The following is a 20,648-nucleotide window of genomic DNA, read 5'->3' as shown; positions in this document are numbered from 1 at the left end:
CGGGACGAGGCACGGGATCAGCTGTTGCTGGTGTTCTTCTTCTCGAGCAGCTCGGCGAGCGAGTTGAAGAACGCGGTGTAGGTCTGGATGCTCTCGTTGGTGTACGTGTCGGCGGGCATGTAGATCACGTTGCCGCTCTTGACCGCGTCCACGTTCTGCAGGGCGACCGAACCCTCGATGACCTTGGCGGCCGGCGTGAAGCCTTCCTTCTTCGCCTCGGTGGTCGCGGCGTCGCGGTCCATGACGATGATGAGGCCGGGGTTGGACTGCGCGATGGCCTCGACCGAGATGTCGTCGCCCTTCTCGCCGGTGGAACCCTGCGGGACTTCGAGTGCCGGCTCGAAGCCGAAGATGTCGAACATCGGGCCGATGGTGCGTCCGTCGTGGGGGGCGACGTAGCCGATCTTGCCGCCGGAGACGATCACGCCCATCACGGACGTGTCGGTGCCGTAGGCCGCCTTGACGCGAGCGATCGACTTGTCGAACTCGTCGTTGAGCTGCTGCGCCTCGGACTGCTTGTCGAAGACCTCACCGAGCACGGTGGTGCCGCGCTTGAGTTCCGTGTCGAGCGGCTGATCCTTGCGCGGGGTGACGTCGACGATCGTGGCGTTGGGGGCGAGCTTGCCGAAGTCCTCGCGGAACTGCGCGAAGCGGTTGCCGTTGATGATCAGATCCGGGTCGGCGGCGACGATGGCCTCGAGGTTCGGCTCGCGGTGCGTGCCCAGGTCGACGATGTTCGAATCCTGCTTGTACGAGATGGTGTCGGGCATCAGCGCGACCGCGCCGGCCTTCAGCGGGACGCCCCACTCGTCGAGGGTCTGGAAGGTGGTGTTGTCGGTCGCGACGACCGCCCGCGCCGGCACGGTGACCGTCTGCTCGCCGAAGTTGTCCTCGACCGTGACCGTGGTGGTTTCGCCCTCCGCGGGCGCGTCGTCGTTCGTGCTCGAGCACGCGGTGAGGACGAGGGCGGCCAGCGCGGCGGCAGCCGCGCTCCGGTACAGCCGGGTCGCTTTCATCTGCAGAATCCTTGCTTCGTACTGAGGGGGATGTGTCGCACGGCACCTCGGCGGCGCGGCAGTGGTGAGCCTAACCTAACGATCGAAAAAGGACTATTCCGGCTCCGTGGTCACGCCGCACCGAGTACGAGTGCCGGCAAGTGTCCGGTGGGCGGGATTCGGCGATGCCCCGCACATGCGGGGCGGCATAACCTGCCGCCGAAACAGGACTCATCCGGTTAGGGGTTTGAGCGAGCATGGCATCCGCAGAAGACATCAAGAACACCGTCGCCTCGTACATGAAGGCACTCGAGAGCAAGAGCGCCGACCAGGTGGCCGCGCTGTTCGCCGAGGGCGCCACCGTCGAGGATCCGGTCGGCACTGAACCCAAGCGCGGCGTCGAGGAGATCCGCGCCTTCTTCAAGGCGATCGAGGCGATGGACCAGACCGCCGAGCTGCTGACGATCCGCGTCGCCGGCAACAGCGCGGCCTTCCACTTCCGCACCGTGTCGAAGGTCGGCGGTCAGACCTATGTCATGGAGCCGATCGACGTGATGACCTTCGACGACGACGCCAAGATCACCAGCACCCGCGCGTACTGGGCGCAGGAGGACATGATCGTCGGCTGACGCGCAGCGCGGTCGGTGGGGTGTGGTCCGGCGTCTCGACGCCGGGCCGCACCCCACCGCCGTTTCGTGGGCGTGCCCGGACGGCTTGTCCGCCAACGGTTGTCGCGGCGTCCGTCGGTCGAACAGCCGCATGGCGATTGACCGACACCACCTGTCTATACAAGACTGGACAGGTGGGAGCAGGTACCGAGGAAACCGTGGACGACGGACCGTACTCGTTCGGCGCGGCCGTGCGCCGCACCTCGCGCGACGACCGTGTGACGGTGCGCTGGCGCAACGGTCAGGGCACCACCCAGGTGATCGCCGAAACCGAGTGGTGGCGGGTGAGTATCGCGGACGAACCGACGTCGTCGACCTTCTCGGTGATCGAGGGCTACGACCGGCTGATCATGCCGCTCGGCACGGTTTCGATGGAGCTGAGCGGAACGCCGTCCGGGGCAGAGTTCGCCCCGGACGGCGTGGCCCGTCACGTCGTCGCACCGTTGCAGACGTTCGCGTTTCCGGGTGAGTGGGCGCCGCGGGGGCGGGTGGACACGCCGACCCGTGCGTTGAACGTGATGGTCCGGCGCGACGCGGCGACCGCGACGATGCGACTGGGCACCCGGCCCGGGGAGGCCGATCCCGCGGCGCTGCTGGTCCTCGTCGATCCGGTGACCGAGGAGGCGATCGTGGTCCCGCCGGGGTCCACCGATGCCTTCACGGCGGGTGATCCGTGCGCGGTGGTCACCGTCACGACGTTCGGGCGGTCCTGACGAGCGCTGCGCTCACCGTGCCACGGGCCGCAGGACGATCTCGGTGGGATGGGCGTCCCGCGGCGTCTCGACGGCGCTGCGGACCGCCTGCGCCACCGTCCGGGTGGTGAGGAAGGCGTCGGGGTCGTACTCGTTGCCCTCCGCGGCGACGATCGCGCGCTGCATGTCGGTGTCGATCCGCCCGGGGTGGATCGACGTCACCCGCAGCGCGGGTTCCTCGAGGCGCAGCGCGTCGGCGAACGCGCGCAGTGCGAACTTGCTGGCCGCGTACGCACCCCAGCCGGCGTTGGCGCGCAGCCCCGCGCCCGAGTTGATCAACACTACGTGCCCGTTGGCCGCCCGCAGCGCGGGCAGCAGCAGCCGCGTCAGTTCCGCCACCGCGACGACGTTGGCCTCGAGCGTGCGGTGCCACGCGTCGACGGACGTCTCCGCGATCGTCCCCAGGTCGGCCACGCCGGCGTTGTGGACCAGTACGTCCAGCCGGTCGATGTCGGCGACGGCGTCCGCGACCGCGGGGTAGTCGGTGAGGTCGACGGGCCACGGCGCGGCGGCCAGTTCGCCGACGATCGGTTCGAGCGACTCGGCGCTGCGTCCACCCAGGATCAGCTGGTGGGTGGGAGCGAGTTCGCGGGCGATGGCGGCACCGAGGCCGCGGCTGCCGCCGGTGACGAGGGCGGTCGGACGCTGGGACGACATGCCCCGAGCGTAGACCGATGATCACCGCCGGCGCGGATAACGCGATAAAGGTTGTGCACAACATTGTTGTGGTCTACATTCGTCGGTGTGACCGACGATCTCGCGCTGGACCGGCAGGTGTGCTTCGCGCTGTACTCCGCGTCCCGCGCCACCACCGCCGCCTACCGCAGCCTGCTCGCCGACCTCGGCATCACGTATCCGCAGTACCTGGTGATGCTGGTGCTCTGGGAGCGGGACGGCCGGGGTGTCCAGGAGATCTGCCACGCCCTGCAGCTCGACACCGGCACGTTGTCGCCGCTGCTCCGACGGCTCGAGGCCGCCGGGCTCATCGACCGGCAGCGGCTCGGCGGCGACGAGCGGCGCGTCACGGTCCGGCTCACCGAGGCCGGCGCGGCGCTGCGCGCCCGGGCGTCGGACATCCCGGCCCGGCTGGCGCGGGCCACCGGCCTCACCGGGCCCGAGCTGGAAGGGCTGCGCGACGTCCTCCTGGCTGTCGGCCGCAACCTGCACTCCACCGAGTTCGACAATCCCCCGACCGCACCGACCCCCTTGTCCGACAACCGAGAAGAGGCACCGTGAACATCGTCTACACCGCAGAAGCACTGGCCACCGGCGAGGGTCGCAACGGCCACGCCCGTTCGTCCGACGGGCGCCTGGACCTGGACCTGGCCGTTCCCACCGAGATGGGCGGCAGCGGTAACGGCACCAATCCCGAGCAGCTGTTCGCCGCCGGGTACGCCGCGTGCTTCCACTCCGCGCTCCAACTGGTTGCGCGCCAGGCCGGCGCCGATGTCACGGACTCGGCGGTGGGTGCGCGAGTCGGCATCGGCCCCAACGGTTCCGGTGGCTTCGCACTGGCCGTGACGCTGGAGGTCTCGCTCCCCCACCTCGACCGCGACGCGGCACTCGCGCTCACCGAGAAGGCGCACGAGGTGTGCCCGTACTCGAACGCCACCCGCGGCAACATCGAGGTGACCCTCACCGTCGCCGACGACGAGTAGCCGTGCCCGGCACCGGCCCGGGAGGCACCATGGAGTCATGGAGAATCCCGGGCCGGTGCAGGCATTGCGAGAGATCGCGTTCTGGCTCGAACGCGATCGCGCCGACACGTATCGGGTGAAGGCGTACCGGCGGGCCGCCGACGTCGTCGCCGATCTGGCCGACTCGGAGTACCGCGAACACGAACGGCGGCGCGACTGGACCACGCTGCCGGGCGTGGGTGCCAAGACTGCCGGTGTCATCGAACAGGCGGTGGCCGGCGAGGTGCCCCGCTACCTGGCCGAACTGCGGGACGCGGCCCAGCCGATCGGGTACGGCGGCGAGTTGCAGGCAGCGCTGCGCGGCGACCTGCACGTGCATTCGGACTGGTCCGACGGCGGTAGCCCCATCGACGAGATGATGCGGACCGCGGCGACGCTCGGGCACGACTACTGCGCACTCACCGATCATTCGCCGCGACTGACCATCGCCAACGGCCTGTCCGCGGAGCGCCTGCGCACCCAGCTCGCGGTGGTCCGCGACCTGAACCGGGAGCTGGCGCCGTTCCGCATCCTCACCGGCATCGAAGTCGACATCCTGGACGACGGTGCGCTGGACCAGGATTCCGATCTACTGGACGAACTGGACGTCGTGGTGGCCAGTGTCCACTCGCACCTGCGGGCCGACCGCAGCGAGATGACGCGGCGGATGCTCGCCGCGGTACGGAACCCGCGGGTCGACGTGCTCGGCCACTGCACCGGGCGGCTGGTCGAGGGGTCGCGCGGCGGCCGACCCGAGTCGAAGTTCGACGCCGAGAAGGTGTTTCAGGCGTGCCGCGAGCACGACGTCGCGATCGAGATCAACAGTCGTCCGGAACGGCGCGATCCGCCGAGCCGGTTGATCGATCTGGCCGTGGACATCGGCTGCCTGTTCGCGATCGACACCGACGCCCACGCCCCCGGCCAGCTGGCGTGGCAGGGGCTGGGCTGCGAGCGCGCGATGCGGTGCGGCGTCGAGCCCGAGCGGGTGGTGAACACGTGGCCGGCGGACGAGTTGCTCGCCTGGACGCGCGCCGCGGTCGGCTAGGTCGCAGAATGGACCGATGATCGACCCCGGTTTCACACCGACCCAGCTCGCGGCCCGTGCCGCGTACCTGCTGCGCGGCAACGACCTGGGGACGATGACCACCGCTGCGCCGCGGCTGTATCCGCACATGTGGAGCTGGGACGCGGCGTTCGTCGCGGTCGGTCTGGCGCCGCTCAGCGTCGAGCGCGCGGTGACCGAGATGGACACGCTGCTCTCCGCGCAGTGGAGCAACGGGATGATCCCGCACATCGTGTTCGCGAACGGGGTCGACGGCTACTTCCCCGGCCCGGCGCGCTGGCAGTGTCGCGAACTTGCCGGGCACGCCCCGATCGGGATCGACACTTCCGGCATCACTCAGCCGCCCGTGCACGCCATCGCGGTCCAACGCATCCTCGACCACTCCCGCCGGCACGGGCGCACGACGCGGGCGGTCGCCGACGAGTTCCTCGACCGCAGGTGGCCGGACCTGATGCGCTGGCACCGCTGGCTCGCGCACGCGCGCGATCGCGACGGGAACGGACGCCTCACGCTCTACCACGGGTGGGAGTCCGGAATGGACAATTCGCCCCGATGGGATGCGCCGTACGCCAACGTCGTTCCCGGTCCCGTACCGCCCTATCGGCGCGAGGACGTCACGATCGTCACGGATGTCGCGCAGCGCCCCAGCAACGGTGAGTACGACCGGTACCTGTGGCTGCTCGAGGAGATGAAGAGCGTCCGCTACGACGACGACGCACTGGCCGACAAGATGAGTTTCGCCGTCGAGGACGTGTTCGTCAGTGCCGTGTTCGCGCTGGCGTGCGACGTGCTCGCCGTCATCGGTGAGGAGCACGCACGGCCGCATGCGGACGTGCGCGAACTGCACGGGTGGGCCGACCGGTTCCGTGCCGGTGTCTTCGCGACCACCGACGAGCGAGGCGGTGCGGCAAAGGATTTCGATGTCCGCAGCGGTCGGTGGATCGCCACCGAGACGATCGCGATGTTCGCGCCCCTGCTGTGCGGTGGGCTCGATCGGCACGCCGAGCGGGCATTGCTGCACACCTTCGAGGGGCCGCGGTTCTGCACCCACCCCGATCTGCGCTACGCGGTGCCACCGTCCACGTCGCCGGTCTCGCGGGACTTCCGGGCCCGCGAGTACTGGCGCGGTCCGGTGTGGCCGGTGATGACGTGGCTGTTCTCGTGGGCGTTCGCGCGGCGGGGATGGGCGGAACGCGCGACGATGCTCCGCGCGGAGGGGCTGCGGCAGGCCGCGGACGGGAGCTTCGCCGAGTACTACGAGCCGTTCACCGGCCGCCCGCTGGGAAGCATGCAGCAGTCCTGGACCGCGGCGGCGGTGCTCGACTGGCTGGGCTGACGCCTGCCGCGCCGACCGGTCCTGGGAATCGGCTGGGAGAATGTGAACATCGAGAGAAAATCCGCGCGCTCGGTTTGCAAGTCATTTAGTCTCGGGCAATGCCGAGGAACCCCCGCCGCTCCCTGCCCCGTGCCGCCGCGCTGCTCCTGGCCGGGGCGGTGACCCTGGCGGCACCCGCCGTCGCCGTCGCGAACCCGCAGGGCGTCGACGTGGCGTCGTGGCAGCACCCGAACGGTGCCCCCATCAACTGGTCGGCGGTGCGCGGCGCGGGCTACGAGTTCGGCATGGTCAAGGCCACCGAGGGCCTGTTCTACACCAATCCGTTCTTCGCCCAGGATTCGTTCGCGATGCGGATCGCGGGCGTGGCGCGCGGCGCCTACCACTACGCGGATCCGTCGGCGTCACCCGAGGCGCAGGCCGCGTTCTACGCGGCGAACGCGTTGGCGGTCAACCAGATCGGTGGGCTGCCGCCCGTGCTGGACCTCGAGAGCACCGGCGGCCTCGCGGCCCCGCAGTTGATCGACTGGACGCGCCGCTACCTCAACACGGTGCAGGCCCTGACGGGTCGCCAGCCGATCATCTACACCTACCCCAACTTCTGGCGCACCGCGATGGCGAACACCACCGAGTTCTCCAACTACCCGCTGTGGATCGCCGATTACAACGGTGCCAACTATCCCGGCCCGCTGCCGGGCGGATGGAAGAACTGGGCCTTCTGGCAGTACACCGACAGTGGCCGGATCCCGGGCGTGGGCGCCGCCATCGACCTCAACGTCTACAGCGGGTCCATGGGTGATCTGAACATGTACGCCCGCAACTTCTTCGGGAGCTGACCGCCGCAGCGAGGTCGGCGACGCATCCAGCGCGTGGTACCGGCTCAGCCGCCCGGCCGCAGCTGGCCGGTGACTCGGTACAGCCGCCACATCTCCGGTTCGGTGCCGCCGTCGTTGCGCATCTCGAGCACCAGCGCACCGACGCCACCCGAACCGGTCTCGAACATCGTGGGATACCGGCGGTTCACGGCGTCCGCGACGCCGCGCTTGGCGTTCGGGACCGCCAGGATGTACTGGACTCCGTGGCCGGCGGGGTCGTCGAGGATCCGTGCGAAGTCGGTGTCCGACGTGATCACGAACTGCTTGGGGTTCTCCGAGGCGGTCACCACGGCGAAGCTCTCGACGGTGTCGAGCAGTACCGACCCCTCCGGCAGGCGGAGGCTGTCGAGGTAGTCGGCGATACGGCGCTCGGAGCCGAAGGTGCGCAGGATCGCCAACTCGTCGGGGTCCTGGCGGCCGGGCACGATCGCGCTCGCGATCGAGTGCTCGAGCGCGGCCAGGCGCGGGTTGCCCATCGCGGCCGTGGTGACGGCCGTCGACCCCACCAACAGGCACACCGCGAACGCGACGAGCGGTGACGGCCCGGGGTAGGGCGGGATCGGTTTCGGGTCCGCCGCGAAATGCCCCGGGCGATGCGAGACGACGGGCGCGCGGAGCGGGGCGAGCAGCACCACCAGCACGAACGCGAACGGGATGATGGTGATGTAGAAGCGCAGGAACGGGAACGTCGAGTTCATCAGGTACAGCAACGACTGCGTGCCCAGGACCGCACCGAAGACGGTGAACGGCACCAGGATCTCGGCGTCGCGCCGCCGGACCGCGAGCACCGCGGCGATCACCAGCAGGAGCGGAACAGCCGGTCCCAGCACTGCCATCTCCGTCAGCGAGAACATCGCGCGCCCGACCGGGGTGCTGGTGTCCCCACCACCGGACTGCTCGAGGATGGCGCTGTTGCCGTACACCGACGAGAACTGTTGGAACGCCGCCCCGGTGATGAGCCAACTGGTGAACGACCACGCGGCGAAGGCCGCGAACCCGGGGCCGACGACGATCGAGACGTCGACCGCGGCCGCCCACCAGCGGTCACCGCGGGCGGGATGCAACTCCACGGGACGGTGCCGGAGGACGGTGACCAGACCCACGAGCGCGCCGGCGACGATCATCGGCGCGATCGCGTCGTACCGAGTGAGGTAGGCGAGCGCGAACGCGATGCCCGCCGCAATGAGGTCGTGAACACCGTCGCTGCGGATCCACCGGACGAGCCGCCGCACCGCCCAGCACACGAAGAACACGAACGGCGCCTCGCTCATGCCGTTGGCGGCGTACATCACGATCAACGGGTTGAGTGCGAACAACGCGGTCAGCACGACGACCAGTACCGTCGGACATCCGCGGTCGCGCGCGATCCCGCGGATCTGGATCACGGCACCGGCCATGAACGCCGCCGACATCACCGCCGCCGTGAGATTCCAGCGCAGCAGTTCGGGCCACCAGTGTCCGAGGAACCCGAGGGGTAGCTGCGCGAACGCGGTGAGCGGGGTGAAGACGAACCCGATCGCCGCGAGGTGCGGGTCGCGGCTGAGGAGTACGCCGGAGACGGCCGCGACGCGGGAGAGCGAGTCGGTGAAGATGAAGCCCACACCGAGGTTCATCCACACACCCGCCGCGAGATACCCGGCGAACAGAATCGCGTACAGCAGCCACGGCTTGCGCCGCGCACGGTCCGGCGGCGGGGTGTCGGGCCCGGTTCCCTCGTGCGGGGGCGCCGGACGCAGCGCCGTCGACGTCACGTCCGCCGGCGGCGCAGCCACACCGTCGCGCCGACCACGATCACGGCGAGCACCACGGTCCCGGCGGCGATCGCGACGATCGTGCCCGTCCCGACGCCGGTGTCGGCGTCGTCCTGGGGTGCGGCCGCGGCCTGGGGCACGACGTCGGTGACCTTCACGCCGATCGTGAACGGTTGCGCGTCCCGCGGACCGATCAGGGCGTCACCGGTGAGCCGCGGGAACCGCGACGGGTCCGCCTCGAGCGACGCGAGCAGCGCGTCGAGGTCGCGGGGCTCGCCCGTGGACGTGGCCAGCACGACCGTGCGGCTGCCCTGTTCGATCACCTGGAGCGAGCCGTACGGGGTGGTGCCGCTGACGCCCTGCAGGGCCAGCAGCGCCGGGTCGGCCGACGCGAGCGGCTGCCGCACCGACTGCGGCAGGTTGCCGTCGGCGGCCACCAGGATCGCCGGCAACGAGTCGGCGGCCGCCTCGGTGAGTGGACGCACCCGCGGTTGCAGTGGCAGGTAGCTCACGTCCTGCATCTGGACGAGCAGCTGGTTGGCGCGGCGCAGGTCGCCGAGATCGTTGTCGCCCAGGCCGACGTCGACGGTGGGCAGCAGCGTCTGCGGCAGCGACGCGAACCCGCCGGGCACGGGCGGGGTCGCGGGCTTGGAGGAGACGGTGCTGCGCGGGTCGACGGTGAGCGACGACGTATCGCTGGTGCCGCACTGGAAGTCGCCGGTGATGTCGAGCGCCACCGTGAGCGTCATGAACCGGGACAGCAGCGTGTCCGGCACGTTCACCTGCAGGTCGAACGCGCCCGAGGCGTCGAGCGGCGCGCTCGCCAGCTGCGTCTCGCCCATCCGGACGGCGAGGATGCCGTTGCGCGAGGGCGGCAGCGGTACGTAGGTGCCGAGCAGGTGCGCGGACAGCTCGCGGACGGGCCGGCCGAGCTGGGTCTGGTTGATCTCGATCGGGACCTCGATGTGGTTGGCTCCCGACGCGGTGAGCGAGCCGATCTTCAGCTGCTCGAGCGTGACGACGTCCTGCGCCACCTCGGGCACCTTCTCGTCGGGCGCCGTGATCGCGCGGCTGGCCGCCGCGTAGCCGTCGAGGTTGGCGACGAACAGCGCCACCTGCGACGACAGGTCGGTCTCGTTCCCGGCGATCCGCAGCACCGGGGCGCCGGCGGGCGTCCCCTCCAGGCCGATCCCGGCCTCCGACGCGCCACCGACGACGACCGTGCGCTCGAACGGCGTCGGCGCCACGCCGGGCAGGCCGCCGCCCACCGGCAGCTCCTGGATCTCGACGCGGACCGGTTGGCTGCCGTAGTGGTTGACGACGGCGGTGCTGAGCGTGAGTGCGGCGTTCTGATCGGACCGCGACGTGGGATCGGCGACGAAGATGGTCAGCTTCCGCAGGACCGGAGGCAGGAACTCGGCCGGTGACGCGGGCTGCTTCTCGACCCCGGTGTACGTGGTCGTGGCGTCCCGCAGCGTCATCGGGGCGAACTGGCTGCGGTCGTAGCAGCGGTCGTCGATCGGGACATAGTGGCTGGTGATGGCGAGGGTGACCGCCCGGTCGGCCACCGGCAGGCCGTCGAGCGGCACCGACAGCGGGATGCCGTTCTGGTTGGCGGCGGGGACCTCGACGCGCTGGACCACTCGGTCGTCCGAGCGGAACTCGAGCCATCCCTGACGGAAGTCGCCTGGCGTGGTGAGGTTTCCGGTGAGGCGGCTGGCCTGCAGTCCGTCCGGGACGGGCAGCGTGACCGTCAGCGGGACGTCCGAGGTGAACCGGAGGTCGGTGGGGCGACCCAGCTGGGGGAACGGCACGGTCTGGCCGGCGGCGGCCGGTGCGTCGTCGGAGTCCTGCGCGGCTGCAGTGCCGGCGCCGGGCAGGAGGGCGCCGATCGTCACGAGCGTGCCCGTGACGAGGGTCGCGAGTATGCGTCGGCGCGGCGCCCCGGTGTCTACCATCGTTCTCTCCAGATCGTCCTTCGTCGTGCTGCCGGCATCCGGTCGAGCGTATCGACGAACGGTCGGCTGAGCGAAGGAAGCGGAATCCGAAACACCTTGTGCGCCGCCGCGGTCCGACCGACCGGCCCCAACGCTCACCTTCACCCGCTGACATCTAACCACGCTCCCCACCTGAACGGTGGTTCAAGATCGAACTACCCGCGGGTATGCTTTCCGGGGGTATCGGTCGGGTGCCGAGACCGGTCCCTGTGCGTAACATCCCCCTCGCCTTCCACATGAGTCAAGATGGAACGGCCGGCGGTCCGGTGCGGCCGCGTCACCCGACAATCGCGAAAAGGTCTCGACTGCACATGAGTTGGAGCGAGCGGGGAGGAAATCGACCATGACGCATGCCACTTCGGGTGTCGACACCTCGCCCACCGAACCCGGTGACGGTGCCGCGGATGCTGCCGGAGCGCCGCAGCACACGGGTGCCGGGAAGCATTCGGAGGCAGCACCGTTCACCGGCACGTCCATCCTCTTACGCTGGCTGCTCATCGCGGGCTGCTCGCTGGCCGCCTTCTGGCCCTCGGTGCTGCGCACCGTCGACGACATCCGGGGCGGCGACTTCCTCGGCTACATCCTGGCCATGCCGTTCCTGGCCGCCGTCGCGGCGGTGGGCATCACCCGGCGCCGGGAGGGGGAACTACCCATCCACGACCGGCAGATCGACAGCCTGGTCGGTGGGATCGCCCTCGTCGTCTCGGTGGCCGTCCAGTGGCTGCTGCTGCCCCGCTACGAGGAGCAGTTCGCTCTCCTGCGGATCGACCTGCTGTCGTGGATGCTGTTCGTCATCGGTTCCGCGGTCCTGCTGTTCGGGTTGCGACCCGTGGGCCGGTACTGGCCGGTCTGGCTCCTGCTCCTGCTCGTCGCGCCGCTCCCCTACCGCATGGCCGTGGTGATGCTGGGCGGGCAGTCCCAGCACGTGAGCATCGTGCTCACGGTCCTCGCCGCCGCTGCCACCGCGATCGCGGTCGGCCGGACCCGGCGCCGCGGCGTGATCGGGGTGGTCGGCACCGTCGCGATCGGTCTGGCGGTGCTGCTGTTCATCTGGTTCGTCTTCCCGGACGCACCCCGGGCCGTGCTGCAGTTTGTCCCGGCCGGAGCCGCGGCCGTGATCGTGGGCATCGGCATGTACGTGCAGTACGGGTACTACTTCACGGACCGGCGCGCGGCCTACTCGGTGGCACCGCATCGGTCCGCCGCGGTGCGCACCGGGCTGGTCCGCTCCGGTCTCGTCGTCGTCGCCGTCGCGTTCGTGCTCTCGCTGATCTCGCTGCCGGCTCCGCCCGCCACCGTCATCGCCGACGGGCCGCACGGCGCCGGACGGCAACTGGCGGTCCCCGCCGGGTGGACCCAGGAGCGCAGCGAGGACTTCGACTGGGCCAATCGGTTCTTCGGCCGCCGTGCCACGCTCGTGCGGCAGACGATCGTCGCCGACGAGGGCAAACCGGACTGGGACGCGCAGTCCCGTCCCCGGCGCGTCGTCGTCGACACGCTCGACACCCGCCGTCCGGCGACGCTGGCCGTGTACCCGACCGACACGCTCTACCGACTGGCCGACGCCCGCCGCAGCCCCGTCCTGCCCGTCGACCTCGGCCACGGCGTGCAGGGCGAGCTCTCCACGATCGTGGACGAGCAGGCCCTGCTCACCTGGAGCCTGCTGTCGTTCACGTGGACGCGCGGGGAGGTGACCCAACGCGTCAACCTCGTGACGGTCGACGACCATCGCCCGGACGCGATCTTCCCGCAGCCCACGCCGTCCATGGCCACCGACGTCACCAACACGTTCAACGTGCTGATCCGCGGCAACGCCGTGACCGTCGACGAGAACTCCGAGTACAAGGACCGAGAGATGCTCACCGCGGTGGGTACCGACCTCGTCGACATGCAGTGGAAGGCGGGCGAGGCATGAGCGTGACCGACGCGGTGGACGACGACTTCAAGGCCGCGGCGCTGCACGACGCGGTCGACGGACTGCGCGAACGCCGGCCGCTGGCCTCGGCCGCGGTGGCGTTCGTGCCGTGGCAGCGCAACCTGGGGATCGCGCTGGCGCTGGCGGTCGCGGTGTGCGCGGTGTTCTTCCCGATCGTGACCTTCACGGTCGTCATCGCGGTGTGCACGTTCGCGTACGTGGCCACCATGATCGACCGGGTGCTCATCTTCGCGCGCGGGCTCGACCGGGACGCGATCGTCACCGTCACCGACGAGGACGCGCGCGCGATCCCCGACGACGAGTTGCCCACCTACACGATCCTGGTCCCGGCCTACGACGAGACCGAGGTGATCTACGACCTCGTCTCCGGGATGACCGCACTCGAGTATCCGCGGGACAAGCTGCAGGTGCTGTTGCTTCTCGAGGAGGACGACCACGGCACCGTCGCGGCCGCGAAGGACGCGATCTCCGTGCCCGGCGGTGAGATCGTCACGGTGGTGCTGGTTCCGGAGGCGCAGCCGCGCACCAAGCCGAAGGCGTGCAATTACGGGCTGCATTTCGCGACCGGCGAGATCGTCACCATCTACGACGCCGAGGACAAGCCCGACCCGCTGCAGCTGCGGCGAGTGGTCGCCGCGTTCGCCCGCCAGCCCGACGACGTCGCGTGCGTGCAAGCCAAACTGGCGTTCGACAACGGCCGGCAGAACCTGCTCACCGGCTGGTTCACCGCCGAGTACGCGGTGTGGTTCAACTTCCTGCTGCCCGGCCTGATGAAGACCCGATCCCCGATCCCGTTGGGCGGCACGTCGAACCACCTGCAGCGCTGGGTGCTCGACGAGATCGGTGCCTGGGACCCGCACAACGTCACCGAGGACGCCGACCTGGGAGTGCGGATCGCGGCGTCGGGCTACTCGACCGCGGTGCTCGACTCCACCACGATCGAGGAGGCCAACAGCGACCCGATCAACTGGATCCGCCAGCGATCGCGCTGGTACAAGGGCTACCTGCAGTCGTGGCTGGTCCACACCCGCCGCCCGCTCGAGGCGTGGCGCTCGCTCGGAGCCGTCAGCTTCATCCGTTTCACGCTGCTGCTCGCCGGCACCCCGATCATCGCGTGCCTCAACCTGGTGTTCTGGTTCATCACCTTCACGTGGCTGCTGGGCCAGCCGCTCGTCGTCGCCGACGTGTTCCCGCCGTACATCTACTACTGCGCGCTCGTGTCGCTGGTGTTCGGCAACGCGGCCGCGATCTACATGAACATCGTGGGCTGCCGCGAGTCCGGGAACTCCAACCTGCTCCTCGCGTGCCTCACGGTGCCGATCTACTGGCTGATGATGAGCATCGCCGCGACCAAGGGCTGCTGGCAGCTGCTGCGCAACCCGTCGTACTGGGAGAAGACCTTCCACGGCCTCGCGACACCCACCCCGGCGGCCGCCACCGCCGCCACCGACTCCCCCGCCGGGTCCACCACCGCGCCCGCCCCCTGACCCGGTCTGCCCGCGTCCTGCCCCGCGTTTCGCGCACTTGTCGCGGAGTTCCGGCCCCCGCCGGCGCGACAAGTGCGCGAAACGCGCGGGATCAGCCGAGGGTGTTGAAGCCCGCCATGAGCGGGAACAGCGGGTCGTCGACGCCGATGTCCATGGTGCACTCGTTCAGTCGCGGGTCCGGGACGAACGCCCACAGCAGTGCGCCCGCGGTGCCCGCCGCGCGCTGCCCGGTGATCTTCCGGCCGATGCTCTCGGCCCGGTCGTCGAGCGACTCGCAGGAGCCGGCGTTCTCACCGATCTCCGCGACCAGCAACGGCTTCCCGGCGGCCGCGGCCTGATCGATCCGGCGGGCCAGACCGTTCCACTGGTCGCCCGGCAGCGGGACGCCGTCGGCGCCGTAGTCGTGGTACTGCACGAAGTCGACGTTGTCCGACTCGGTCACGTACTGGTAGTCGTCGCCGCCGGTGCCGCACTGACCGCCACCGAGCAGGCCCGCGGTGACGAGGTGGTTCGGCGCGATCGCCTTGAGCTCGGCGCCGGCCTCCTCCATGAAGTCACGCAACACCTGCGCGGCGTCCGGCGGACACGTGCGCACCCACCAGTCGCAGTTGCCGTTCACGCACTCACCGGAATCCGGTTCCCCCACCAGTTCCCACGCCGCGACCGCCGGAGAGTCCTTCCACCGGTTCACCGCCGTCTGCATCCAGTCCTGGAAGCTCAGCCGGGTGCCGTTCTCGTCGTCGGTCTTCCATCCGTCCACGTACCACGACCGGTCCTTGAACCGCTCGCTCTCGCACGCACCGTCCTGGGCGGAGAGCACCGGAATGAGCATCTGGCCGGTGCGTTCCGCCTCGGCGAAGACGGCGTCCATGGCGGTGAAGTCCGGTTCGCCGGTGAACTTGTTGATCGCCAGTTCCTGGAACGCATCGAAACGCGTGAGCGAGTTCGGGGGCAGGGACTCGAAGTAGGACGGCAGGTCGACCATGCCGCCGCAGCCGCGGTTGATCGCCCAGTTGGTCGACAGCTGGTAGGCGTTGAAGCCCGCCGGCCACCACTTCTGCCCGTCCAGATACAGTCCGTCAGAGGCGGCCTCGACCCGCCCCTGCGCCTGCGCCTGTGGTGCCAGACCGGCTCCGCAGCTGGCCATCGTCACCACCGCCAGCGCGGCCAGAAGTAACCATCTCAGTCTCGGTGTCGTGTTCAAAGCTTCCTCGCTTCGTCGACGCGTGGGCGCTACAGGGATCGAGTGTCCATCCCCGTCGGACGATCCACGTGTGGGGGAACCATGCGCGCAACACTTTAGAGAACTTCGGACAGGAAGGTCTGTAGTCGTGGGGTGCGAGGGTTGTCGAACATTTGATCGGGACTGCCGGCCTCGACGACCGTGCCGCGGTCCATGAAGACCACGGTGTCCGACACCGACCGCGCGAACCCCATCTCGTGCGTCACCACGACCATCGTCATGCCGCCCTTCGCGAGATCGGCCATCAACGCCAACACGCCCTTGACCAGTTCGGGGTCGAGCGCCGACGTCGCCTCGTCGAAGAACATCACCTGCGGCTTCATCGCCAACGCGCGGGCGATCGCGACGCGCTGCTGCTGTCCCCCGGACAGGTTGCCCGGACGCGAGTCGGCCTTGTGCGCCAGGCCCACCAGCTCGAGCTGCTCGAGCGCGAGCGCGCGGGCCGCCTCCTTCGAAAGCTTCTGCAGCTTGCGCGGGCCGAGCGCGATGTTGTCGGCGACCGTGCGGTGCGGGAACAGGTTGAAGTGTTGGAACACCATCCCGATCCGTTGACGCAACCGGTCGGGGTTGTCGCGCAGCACCGAGCGGCCGTCGAGCAGAACGTCACCGGCGTCGGGCTCGTGCAACCGGTTGAGTACCCGCAGCAGCGTCGACTTCCCGGAGCCGGACGGCCCCACGACGGTGACGGTCTTGCCGGCGTCGACGTGCAGGTCCACCCCGCGCAGCACCTTGTTGGTGCCGAACGCCAGGTGCAGGTCCGTGCCGGTGAGGGAGACCGACTCGGCTGCCTTGTCGTTCACGCCGTCACCCCCTCTCCACGACGATGGCCTGCTCGAGCTCGTCGAGCGTGCCGGAGGTGTCGGCGCGGCCGGTCCGCAGCCGTCGGTCGATGTAATTCACCAGGTGGGTCAGCGGGATCGTGAGCGCCAGGTAGAACAGGCCGGCGGCCACCAGCGGCGACAGGTTACCGGTCTGGGCGTTGAGATCGCGGCCCACCGCGAACAGCTCGCGCTGGGTGACCAGCAGGCCCAGGAAGTAGATCAGCGACGAGTCCTTGATGAGCGAGATGAACTGGTTCATCAGTGCCGGCAGCACCCGCCGCACGCCCTGCGGGATCACCACCAGTGCCATCGACCGGCGGTACGAGAAGCCCAGAGCCCGCGCGGCTTCCATCTGTCCCGCCTCCACGCTCTGGATACCCGAGCGGAAGATCTCCCCGATGTAGGCGGCCGCCAGCAGCGACAGTGCGGCGGCACCCAGCCAGTACGGGTTGTTACCGGTCATCCCCTTGACCACCGGACCGACCCCGAGCCCGACGAGCAGGATGATCACCACCGCGGGGAGCCCACGGAAGATGTCGGTGTAGACGCGGGCCGGCCAGCGCAGCCATCGGGTGCGGGAGATGCCGGCGACCGCGAGCAGCATGCCCAACACGGTGCCGACGATGCCCGACGACAACGCCAGGATCAGGGTGTTCGGCAGACCGGTGCGCAGCAGGTCCGGGAACGCGCGCTTGTACAGTTCCCAGTCGAAGAAGGTGTCGCCCAACTGCTGCAAAGTCGAGCGCGGTTGCACCGCCGCGGGCGGGGCCTCGGTCTGCTTCTCCGCGGCCAGCGCCGCGAAATCGGGGAGCTGCGGCTCCGGCGCCGCCTTGCTGCCCGGCTTCCAGCCCTCGGGCAACGCGCGCGGCACCCAGTCCGAGTACAGCCGCGCCCACGTGCCGTCGGCGACGACCGCGTCGAGGCCGGAGTTGAGCGCGTCGATCAGCGGCTGGTGGTCCTTGGCGACCGCCCACCCCACATAGTTGTTGAGGCTGAACGTGTTCTGCACGATCGACGTCGGATCGCCGGGCGCGATCGCGCCCTCCGCCTGCTGCGAGGGCGCCACCCACGCGTCGATCTGTCCGGTCTTGAGGTTGGCGTACGCGGTGTTGTAGTCGGGGAATTTTACGGGGTCCAGCCCGAGCGTGTTGACGACGTAGTCGTCCTGCACGGTCCCCTGCACCACACCGATGCGCACCGACGAGTTCAGGTCCGAGAAGCTGGTGATCGCACTGCCGTTGGGGACGACGAGGGAGAAGTAGCCGAAGTCGTACCCGTTGGTGAAGCCGACCAGCTCGCGCCGCGCGTCGGTGGTCGTGATCGACGACGACCCGACGTCGAAGCGGTGGCCGGCCACCTGCGCGAGCAGGCCCGCGAAGTCGGTGCCGACGAACTCGACCTGCAGCCCCAACTTCTCCGCGACCGCCCGCAGCAGTTCGTTGTCGAACCCGGTGAAGACGTTGTGCGAGTTGACACAGATGCTCGGCGGCGCGTCCGACAGCGTGCCGACCGTCAGCGTGCCGGGCTTGACCAGGTTCAGCTTCGCCGGGTCGATGTCGCTGAGCGGCAGGGTGTTCGCAGTGGTGTACCGGTCCTCGGCGGCGGCCGCGGCGGCACTGTCGAGGTTGGTGGGCAGCGCCGACGCACTCCCGACGCCCGGCGGCGCGCACAGGTCACCGGTGGACGTCGAACTGTCGGACGAGCACGCCACCAGGGCGGCGAGGGGCAACAACAGCACCAGCAGGACGGCGAACGCGCGGGGTCCCCGGCGGGCGGAAAGGGTCATCGAGGTGGCGGGGGCTACGCGAGCCCGGAGAGCTGCTGCGGGGTGTGCTCGTCCCGCCACGCGACGGCGTCGCGCAGTTCGGTGAGGTCGTAGTCGGGGCCGCTCGCGTTCACGGTGAACAGCGTGACACCCGCGTCGACGTAGGCCGCCGCCTCGTCCACACCGTGCCACCACGTCGACCGCTCGATCTGCTGCGGGTCGCGCTGCACGTCCCCGCAGTGCTCACCGAGGATCGCGGACTTGCGGGCGAATTCGTCCCGGTCGCCGAACCCGTGCCAGATGTCGGCGTACTCCGCGACCAGGCGCAGCATCTTCTTCTCGCCGCTGCCGCCGATCAACAGCGGAATCCGCCGGGTCGGCGGGGGATTGAGCTTGTCGAGGCGCCCGGTGATTCGCGGCAGGTACTCGGTGAGCAGCTTGATCCGCGAGCCCGCGGTGCCGAAGTCGTACCCGTACTGCTCGTAGTCCTTCTCGAACCATCCGGCACCGATACCGAGGATCAGCCGGCCGCCGCTGATGTGGTCGACGGTGCGGGCCATGTCGGCCAACAGGTCCGGGTTGCGGTAGCCGCCGCCGGTGACCAGCGCACCGATCTCGACCCGTTCGGTCTGTTCGGCCCACGCGCCCAACATGGTCCAGCACTCGAAGTGCGCGCCGTCCTGATCGCCGTACAGCGGGTAGAAGTGGTCCCAGTTGAAGACGACATCGGCGCCGGCGTCCTCGGCGCGGAGCACGGCGTCGCGGATCTTGCCGTAGTCGGGAGCGTGCTGGGGCTGCAGCTGGATACCGATACGCACGGGACGGGACATGCGGAACTCCTTCGCGCCGGGACTGGCATCTCACGGTATCCCCGTGCTCGGCCCGCTGCACGGGTTGTGCGCGCCCACCGACCCGGGTGCGCAACCCGGAGGAACCGGCCGCACACCGGCATCCGCCGGTTGATGTTTCCGACACTTCGGACGCCTATGCTGTGCCCGCACACCCGTGCACCCTGACTCGGATCGTCCGGCACGTTCCTGCCGGTGAAGGGACTGCTCACCATGGCTTCGGTGACTTTCGACAAGACCACGTGCCTGTTCCCGGGCGCCACGACCCCCGCGGTCGACAAGCTGGATCTGCACATCGAGGATGGCGAGTTCCTCGTGCTCGTCGGCCCCTCGGGCTGTGGCAAGTCCACGTCGCTGCGCATGCTCGCGGGCCTCGAGGAGGTGTACGAGGGTCGCATTCTGATCGGCGACCGCGACGTCACCGGCCAGGAGCCCAAGGAACGCGACATCGCGATGGTCTTCCAGAACTACGCGCTGTATCCGCACATGTCGGTGGCCGAGAACATGGGTTTCGCGCTCAAGCTCGCCAAGACCCCGAAGGACGAGATCAAGCGCCGCGTGCAGGAGGCGGCCAAGATGCTCGACCTCGAGCCGTACCTCGATCGCAAGCCCAAGGCGCTCTCGGGCGGCCAGCGGCAGCGCGTCGCGATGGGCCGGGCGATCGTGCGGCAGCCGCAGGTCTTCCTCATGGACGAGCCGCTGTCAAACCTGGACGCCAAGCTGCGCGTGCAGACCCGCACCCAGATCGCGCAGTTGCAGCGCCGTCTCGGGACCACCACCGTCTACGTCACCCACGACCAGGTCGAGGCGATGACGATGGGCGATCGGGTCGCCGTGCTCAAGGACGGTGTGCTGCAGCAGTGCGCGCCGCCGCGCGAGCTCTACAGCCGTCCGGTCAACCAGTTCGTCGCCGGCTTCATGGGCTCGCCGTCGATGAACATGCTGACGCTGCCGGTCACCGACGCCGGTGTCGTGCTGGGCGAGACGGTCGTCCCGGTTTCCCGTGAAACCATCGCCGAGATCCCCGAGGGTCGGGTGGTGCTCGGTATCCGGCCCGAGCATCTGGAGCCGGCCCCGAACGGCGAGGGCATCCCGATGGACGTCGACGTCGTGGAGGAACTCGGCGCGGACGCGTTCGTGTACGGCCGCACCGGCCTGGGCGGTGCGGACGAGCATCAGCTGGTCGCGCGGGCGGACTGGCGGAAGCCGCCGCGTCGCGGGGACCGGGTGAATCTGCACGTCGAGCCGTCCGAGGTGCACCTGTTCTCGGTGACCGACGGCCGCCGGATCGGATGATCCTGACCGGTCCAGTGCGGGGGTAATGACCGAAATCGGTACCCGTTCGTGCCAGAGTAAGCGGCGACATATGCCTCGGTCCGGTGGAATGCACGTCACAACGCGTTCCCTCCGGAGCCGGATACGTCTATCTGAAAGGTGG

The 20,648-nt window shown here is 69.5% G+C and carries 18 protein-coding genes; 10 read left to right on the top strand and 8 right to left on the bottom strand.

Annotated elements, in window-relative coordinates; translation table 11 throughout:
- Positions 1–17: 17 nt before the first annotated feature.
- Positions 18–1,016, bottom strand: coding sequence for a siderophore ABC transporter substrate-binding protein (locus E7742_RS18450; RefSeq protein WP_137800266.1), 999 nt, complete (start codon positions 1,014–1,016; stop codon positions 18–20).
- Between the two features lie 236 nt (positions 1,017–1,252).
- Here E7742_RS18450 and E7742_RS18445 point away from each other — a divergent pair, with 236 nt between their 5' ends.
- A complete protein-coding gene (locus E7742_RS18445; RefSeq protein ID WP_022598643.1) occupies positions 1,253–1,624 on the top strand; it encodes a nuclear transport factor 2 family protein in 372 nt (123 codons plus the stop codon).
- A gap of 197 nt (positions 1,625–1,821) precedes the next feature.
- A complete protein-coding gene (locus E7742_RS18440; RefSeq protein WP_254699061.1) occupies positions 1,822–2,376 on the top strand; it encodes a HutD family protein in 555 nt (184 codons plus the stop codon).
- 12 nt (positions 2,377–2,388) lie between these two features.
- Here the strand turns inward: E7742_RS18440 and E7742_RS18435 are convergent, their stop codons facing one another.
- Complete coding sequence (locus tag E7742_RS18435; protein ID WP_137800265.1) at positions 2,389–3,072, bottom strand: SDR family oxidoreductase; 684 nt, start codon at positions 3,070–3,072, stop codon at positions 2,389–2,391.
- Between the two features lie 87 nt (positions 3,073–3,159).
- Between E7742_RS18435 and E7742_RS18430 the strand changes: the two genes are divergently transcribed.
- From E7742_RS18430 to E7742_RS18410, 5 genes are all read left to right on the top strand, one after another.
- Positions 3,160–3,651, top strand: a complete 492-nt coding sequence (locus E7742_RS18430) for a MarR family winged helix-turn-helix transcriptional regulator (protein WP_137800264.1) — start codon at positions 3,160–3,162, stop codon at positions 3,649–3,651.
- Complete coding sequence (locus E7742_RS18425; protein ID WP_137800263.1) at positions 3,648–4,073, top strand: organic hydroperoxide resistance protein; 426 nt, start codon at positions 3,648–3,650, stop codon at positions 4,071–4,073. Before E7742_RS18430 ends, E7742_RS18425 begins: the two co-directional genes overlap by 4 nt.
- Positions 4,074–4,110: 37 nt before the next feature.
- A complete protein-coding gene (locus tag E7742_RS18420) occupies positions 4,111–5,136 on the top strand; it encodes a PHP domain-containing protein (protein WP_137800262.1) in 1,026 nt (341 codons plus the stop codon).
- A 16-nt stretch (positions 5,137–5,152) separates the two neighbouring features.
- Positions 5,153–6,490, top strand: coding sequence for a glucosylglycerate hydrolase (gene ggh, locus E7742_RS18415; protein ID WP_137800261.1), 1,338 nt, complete (start codon positions 5,153–5,155; stop codon positions 6,488–6,490).
- Between the two features lie 98 nt (positions 6,491–6,588).
- Entirely contained in the window at positions 6,589–7,323 is a 735-nt protein-coding gene (locus tag E7742_RS18410; RefSeq protein WP_175420528.1) for a glycoside hydrolase family 25 protein, read from the top strand.
- 44 nt (positions 7,324–7,367) lie between these two features.
- On the opposite strand, the gene E7742_RS18405 is transcribed toward E7742_RS18410, so the two are convergent.
- Complete coding sequence (locus tag E7742_RS18405; protein WP_441346863.1) at positions 7,368–9,134, bottom strand: glycosyltransferase family 39 protein; 1,767 nt, start codon at positions 9,132–9,134, stop codon at positions 7,368–7,370.
- Positions 9,110–11,071, bottom strand: a complete 1,962-nt coding sequence (locus E7742_RS18400; RefSeq protein ID WP_137800260.1) for a hypothetical protein — start codon at positions 11,069–11,071, stop codon at positions 9,110–9,112. The genes E7742_RS18405 and E7742_RS18400 overlap by 25 nt, the downstream gene beginning before the upstream one ends.
- 382 nt (positions 11,072–11,453) lie before the next feature.
- On the opposite strand from E7742_RS18400, the gene E7742_RS18395 reads away from it, so the two are divergent.
- Together E7742_RS18395 and E7742_RS18390 are read left to right on the top strand one after the other, a co-directional pair.
- Entirely contained in the window at positions 11,454–13,025 is a 1,572-nt protein-coding gene (locus tag E7742_RS18395) for a hypothetical protein (protein ID WP_137800259.1), read from the top strand.
- Positions 13,022–14,533, top strand: a complete 1,512-nt coding sequence (locus tag E7742_RS18390) for a glycosyltransferase (protein ID WP_137800258.1) — start codon at positions 13,022–13,024, stop codon at positions 14,531–14,533. Before E7742_RS18395 ends, E7742_RS18390 begins: the two co-directional genes overlap by 4 nt.
- A gap of 91 nt (positions 14,534–14,624) precedes the next feature.
- Here the strand turns inward: E7742_RS18390 and E7742_RS18385 are convergent, their stop codons facing one another.
- The 4 genes from E7742_RS18385 to E7742_RS18370 form a co-directional block, all read right to left on the bottom strand.
- Positions 14,625–15,680, bottom strand: coding sequence for a cellulase family glycosylhydrolase (locus tag E7742_RS18385; protein ID WP_137800257.1), 1,056 nt, complete (start codon positions 15,678–15,680; stop codon positions 14,625–14,627).
- Between the two features lie 152 nt (positions 15,681–15,832).
- On the bottom strand, positions 15,833–16,576 hold the full coding sequence (locus E7742_RS18380) for an amino acid ABC transporter ATP-binding protein (RefSeq protein WP_137800256.1): 744 nt from the start codon (positions 16,574–16,576) through the stop codon (positions 15,833–15,835).
- Between the two features lie 4 nt (positions 16,577–16,580).
- Positions 16,581–18,383 carry an ABC transporter substrate-binding protein/permease gene (locus tag E7742_RS18375; protein WP_137800255.1) on the bottom strand — a complete coding sequence of 601 codons (1,803 nt, stop codon included), beginning with the start codon at positions 18,381–18,383 and terminating at the stop codon, positions 16,581–16,583.
- Positions 18,384–18,397: 14 nt separating this feature from the next.
- Positions 18,398–19,192: an LLM class F420-dependent oxidoreductase gene (locus E7742_RS18370; protein ID WP_137800254.1), complete on the bottom strand. Its 795-nt coding sequence runs from the start codon at positions 19,190–19,192 to the stop codon at positions 18,398–18,400.
- Between the two features lie 231 nt (positions 19,193–19,423).
- Between E7742_RS18370 and E7742_RS18365 the strand changes: the two genes are divergently transcribed.
- The gene (locus tag E7742_RS18365; protein WP_137800253.1) at positions 19,424–20,506 is read left to right on the top strand and encodes an ABC transporter ATP-binding protein; all 1,083 of its coding nucleotides are present in this window, start codon (positions 19,424–19,426) and stop codon (positions 20,504–20,506) included.
- The last annotated feature ends 142 nt before the right edge of the window (positions 20,507–20,648 follow it).

Source organism: Rhodococcus sp. SGAir0479 (assembly GCF_005484805.1).
In the GTDB taxonomy this organism is placed as follows: Bacteria; Actinomycetota; Actinomycetes; order Mycobacteriales; family Mycobacteriaceae; genus Prescottella.
This window is presented reverse-complemented; position numbering and strand designations above follow the sequence as displayed.

Coding starts and splice junctions, on each gene's coding strand:
- E7742_RS18435 (WP_137800265.1), bottom strand. CDS start 3,072: ATGTCGTCCCAGCGTCCGACCGCCCTCGTCACCGGCGGCAGCCGCGGC.
- E7742_RS18450 (WP_137800266.1), bottom strand. CDS start 1,016: ATGAAAGCGACCCGGCTGTACCGGAGCGCGGCTGCCGCCGCGCTGGCC.
- E7742_RS18395 (WP_137800259.1), top strand. CDS start 11,454: ATGACGCATGCCACTTCGGGTGTCGACACCTCGCCCACCGAACCCGGT.
- E7742_RS18420 (WP_137800262.1), top strand. CDS start 4,111: ATGGAGAATCCCGGGCCGGTGCAGGCATTGCGAGAGATCGCGTTCTGG.
- E7742_RS18390 (WP_137800258.1), top strand. CDS start 13,022: ATGAGCGTGACCGACGCGGTGGACGACGACTTCAAGGCCGCGGCGCTG.
- E7742_RS18370 (WP_137800254.1), bottom strand. CDS start 19,192: ATGTCCCGTCCCGTGCGTATCGGTATCCAGCTGCAGCCCCAGCACGCT.
- E7742_RS18385 (WP_137800257.1), bottom strand. CDS start 15,680: ATGGCCAGCTGCGGAGCCGGTCTGGCACCACAGGCGCAGGCGCAGGGG.
- E7742_RS18400 (WP_137800260.1), bottom strand. CDS start 11,071: ATGGTAGACACCGGGGCGCCGCGCCGACGCATACTCGCGACCCTCGTC.
- ggh (WP_137800261.1), top strand. CDS start 5,153: ATGATCGACCCCGGTTTCACACCGACCCAGCTCGCGGCCCGTGCCGCG.
- E7742_RS18375 (WP_137800255.1), bottom strand. CDS start 18,383: ATGACCCTTTCCGCCCGCCGGGGACCCCGCGCGTTCGCCGTCCTGCTG.
- E7742_RS18445 (WP_022598643.1), top strand. CDS start 1,253: ATGGCATCCGCAGAAGACATCAAGAACACCGTCGCCTCGTACATGAAG.
- E7742_RS18365 (WP_137800253.1), top strand. CDS start 19,424: ATGGCTTCGGTGACTTTCGACAAGACCACGTGCCTGTTCCCGGGCGCC.
- E7742_RS18410 (WP_175420528.1), top strand. CDS start 6,589: ATGCCGAGGAACCCCCGCCGCTCCCTGCCCCGTGCCGCCGCGCTGCTC.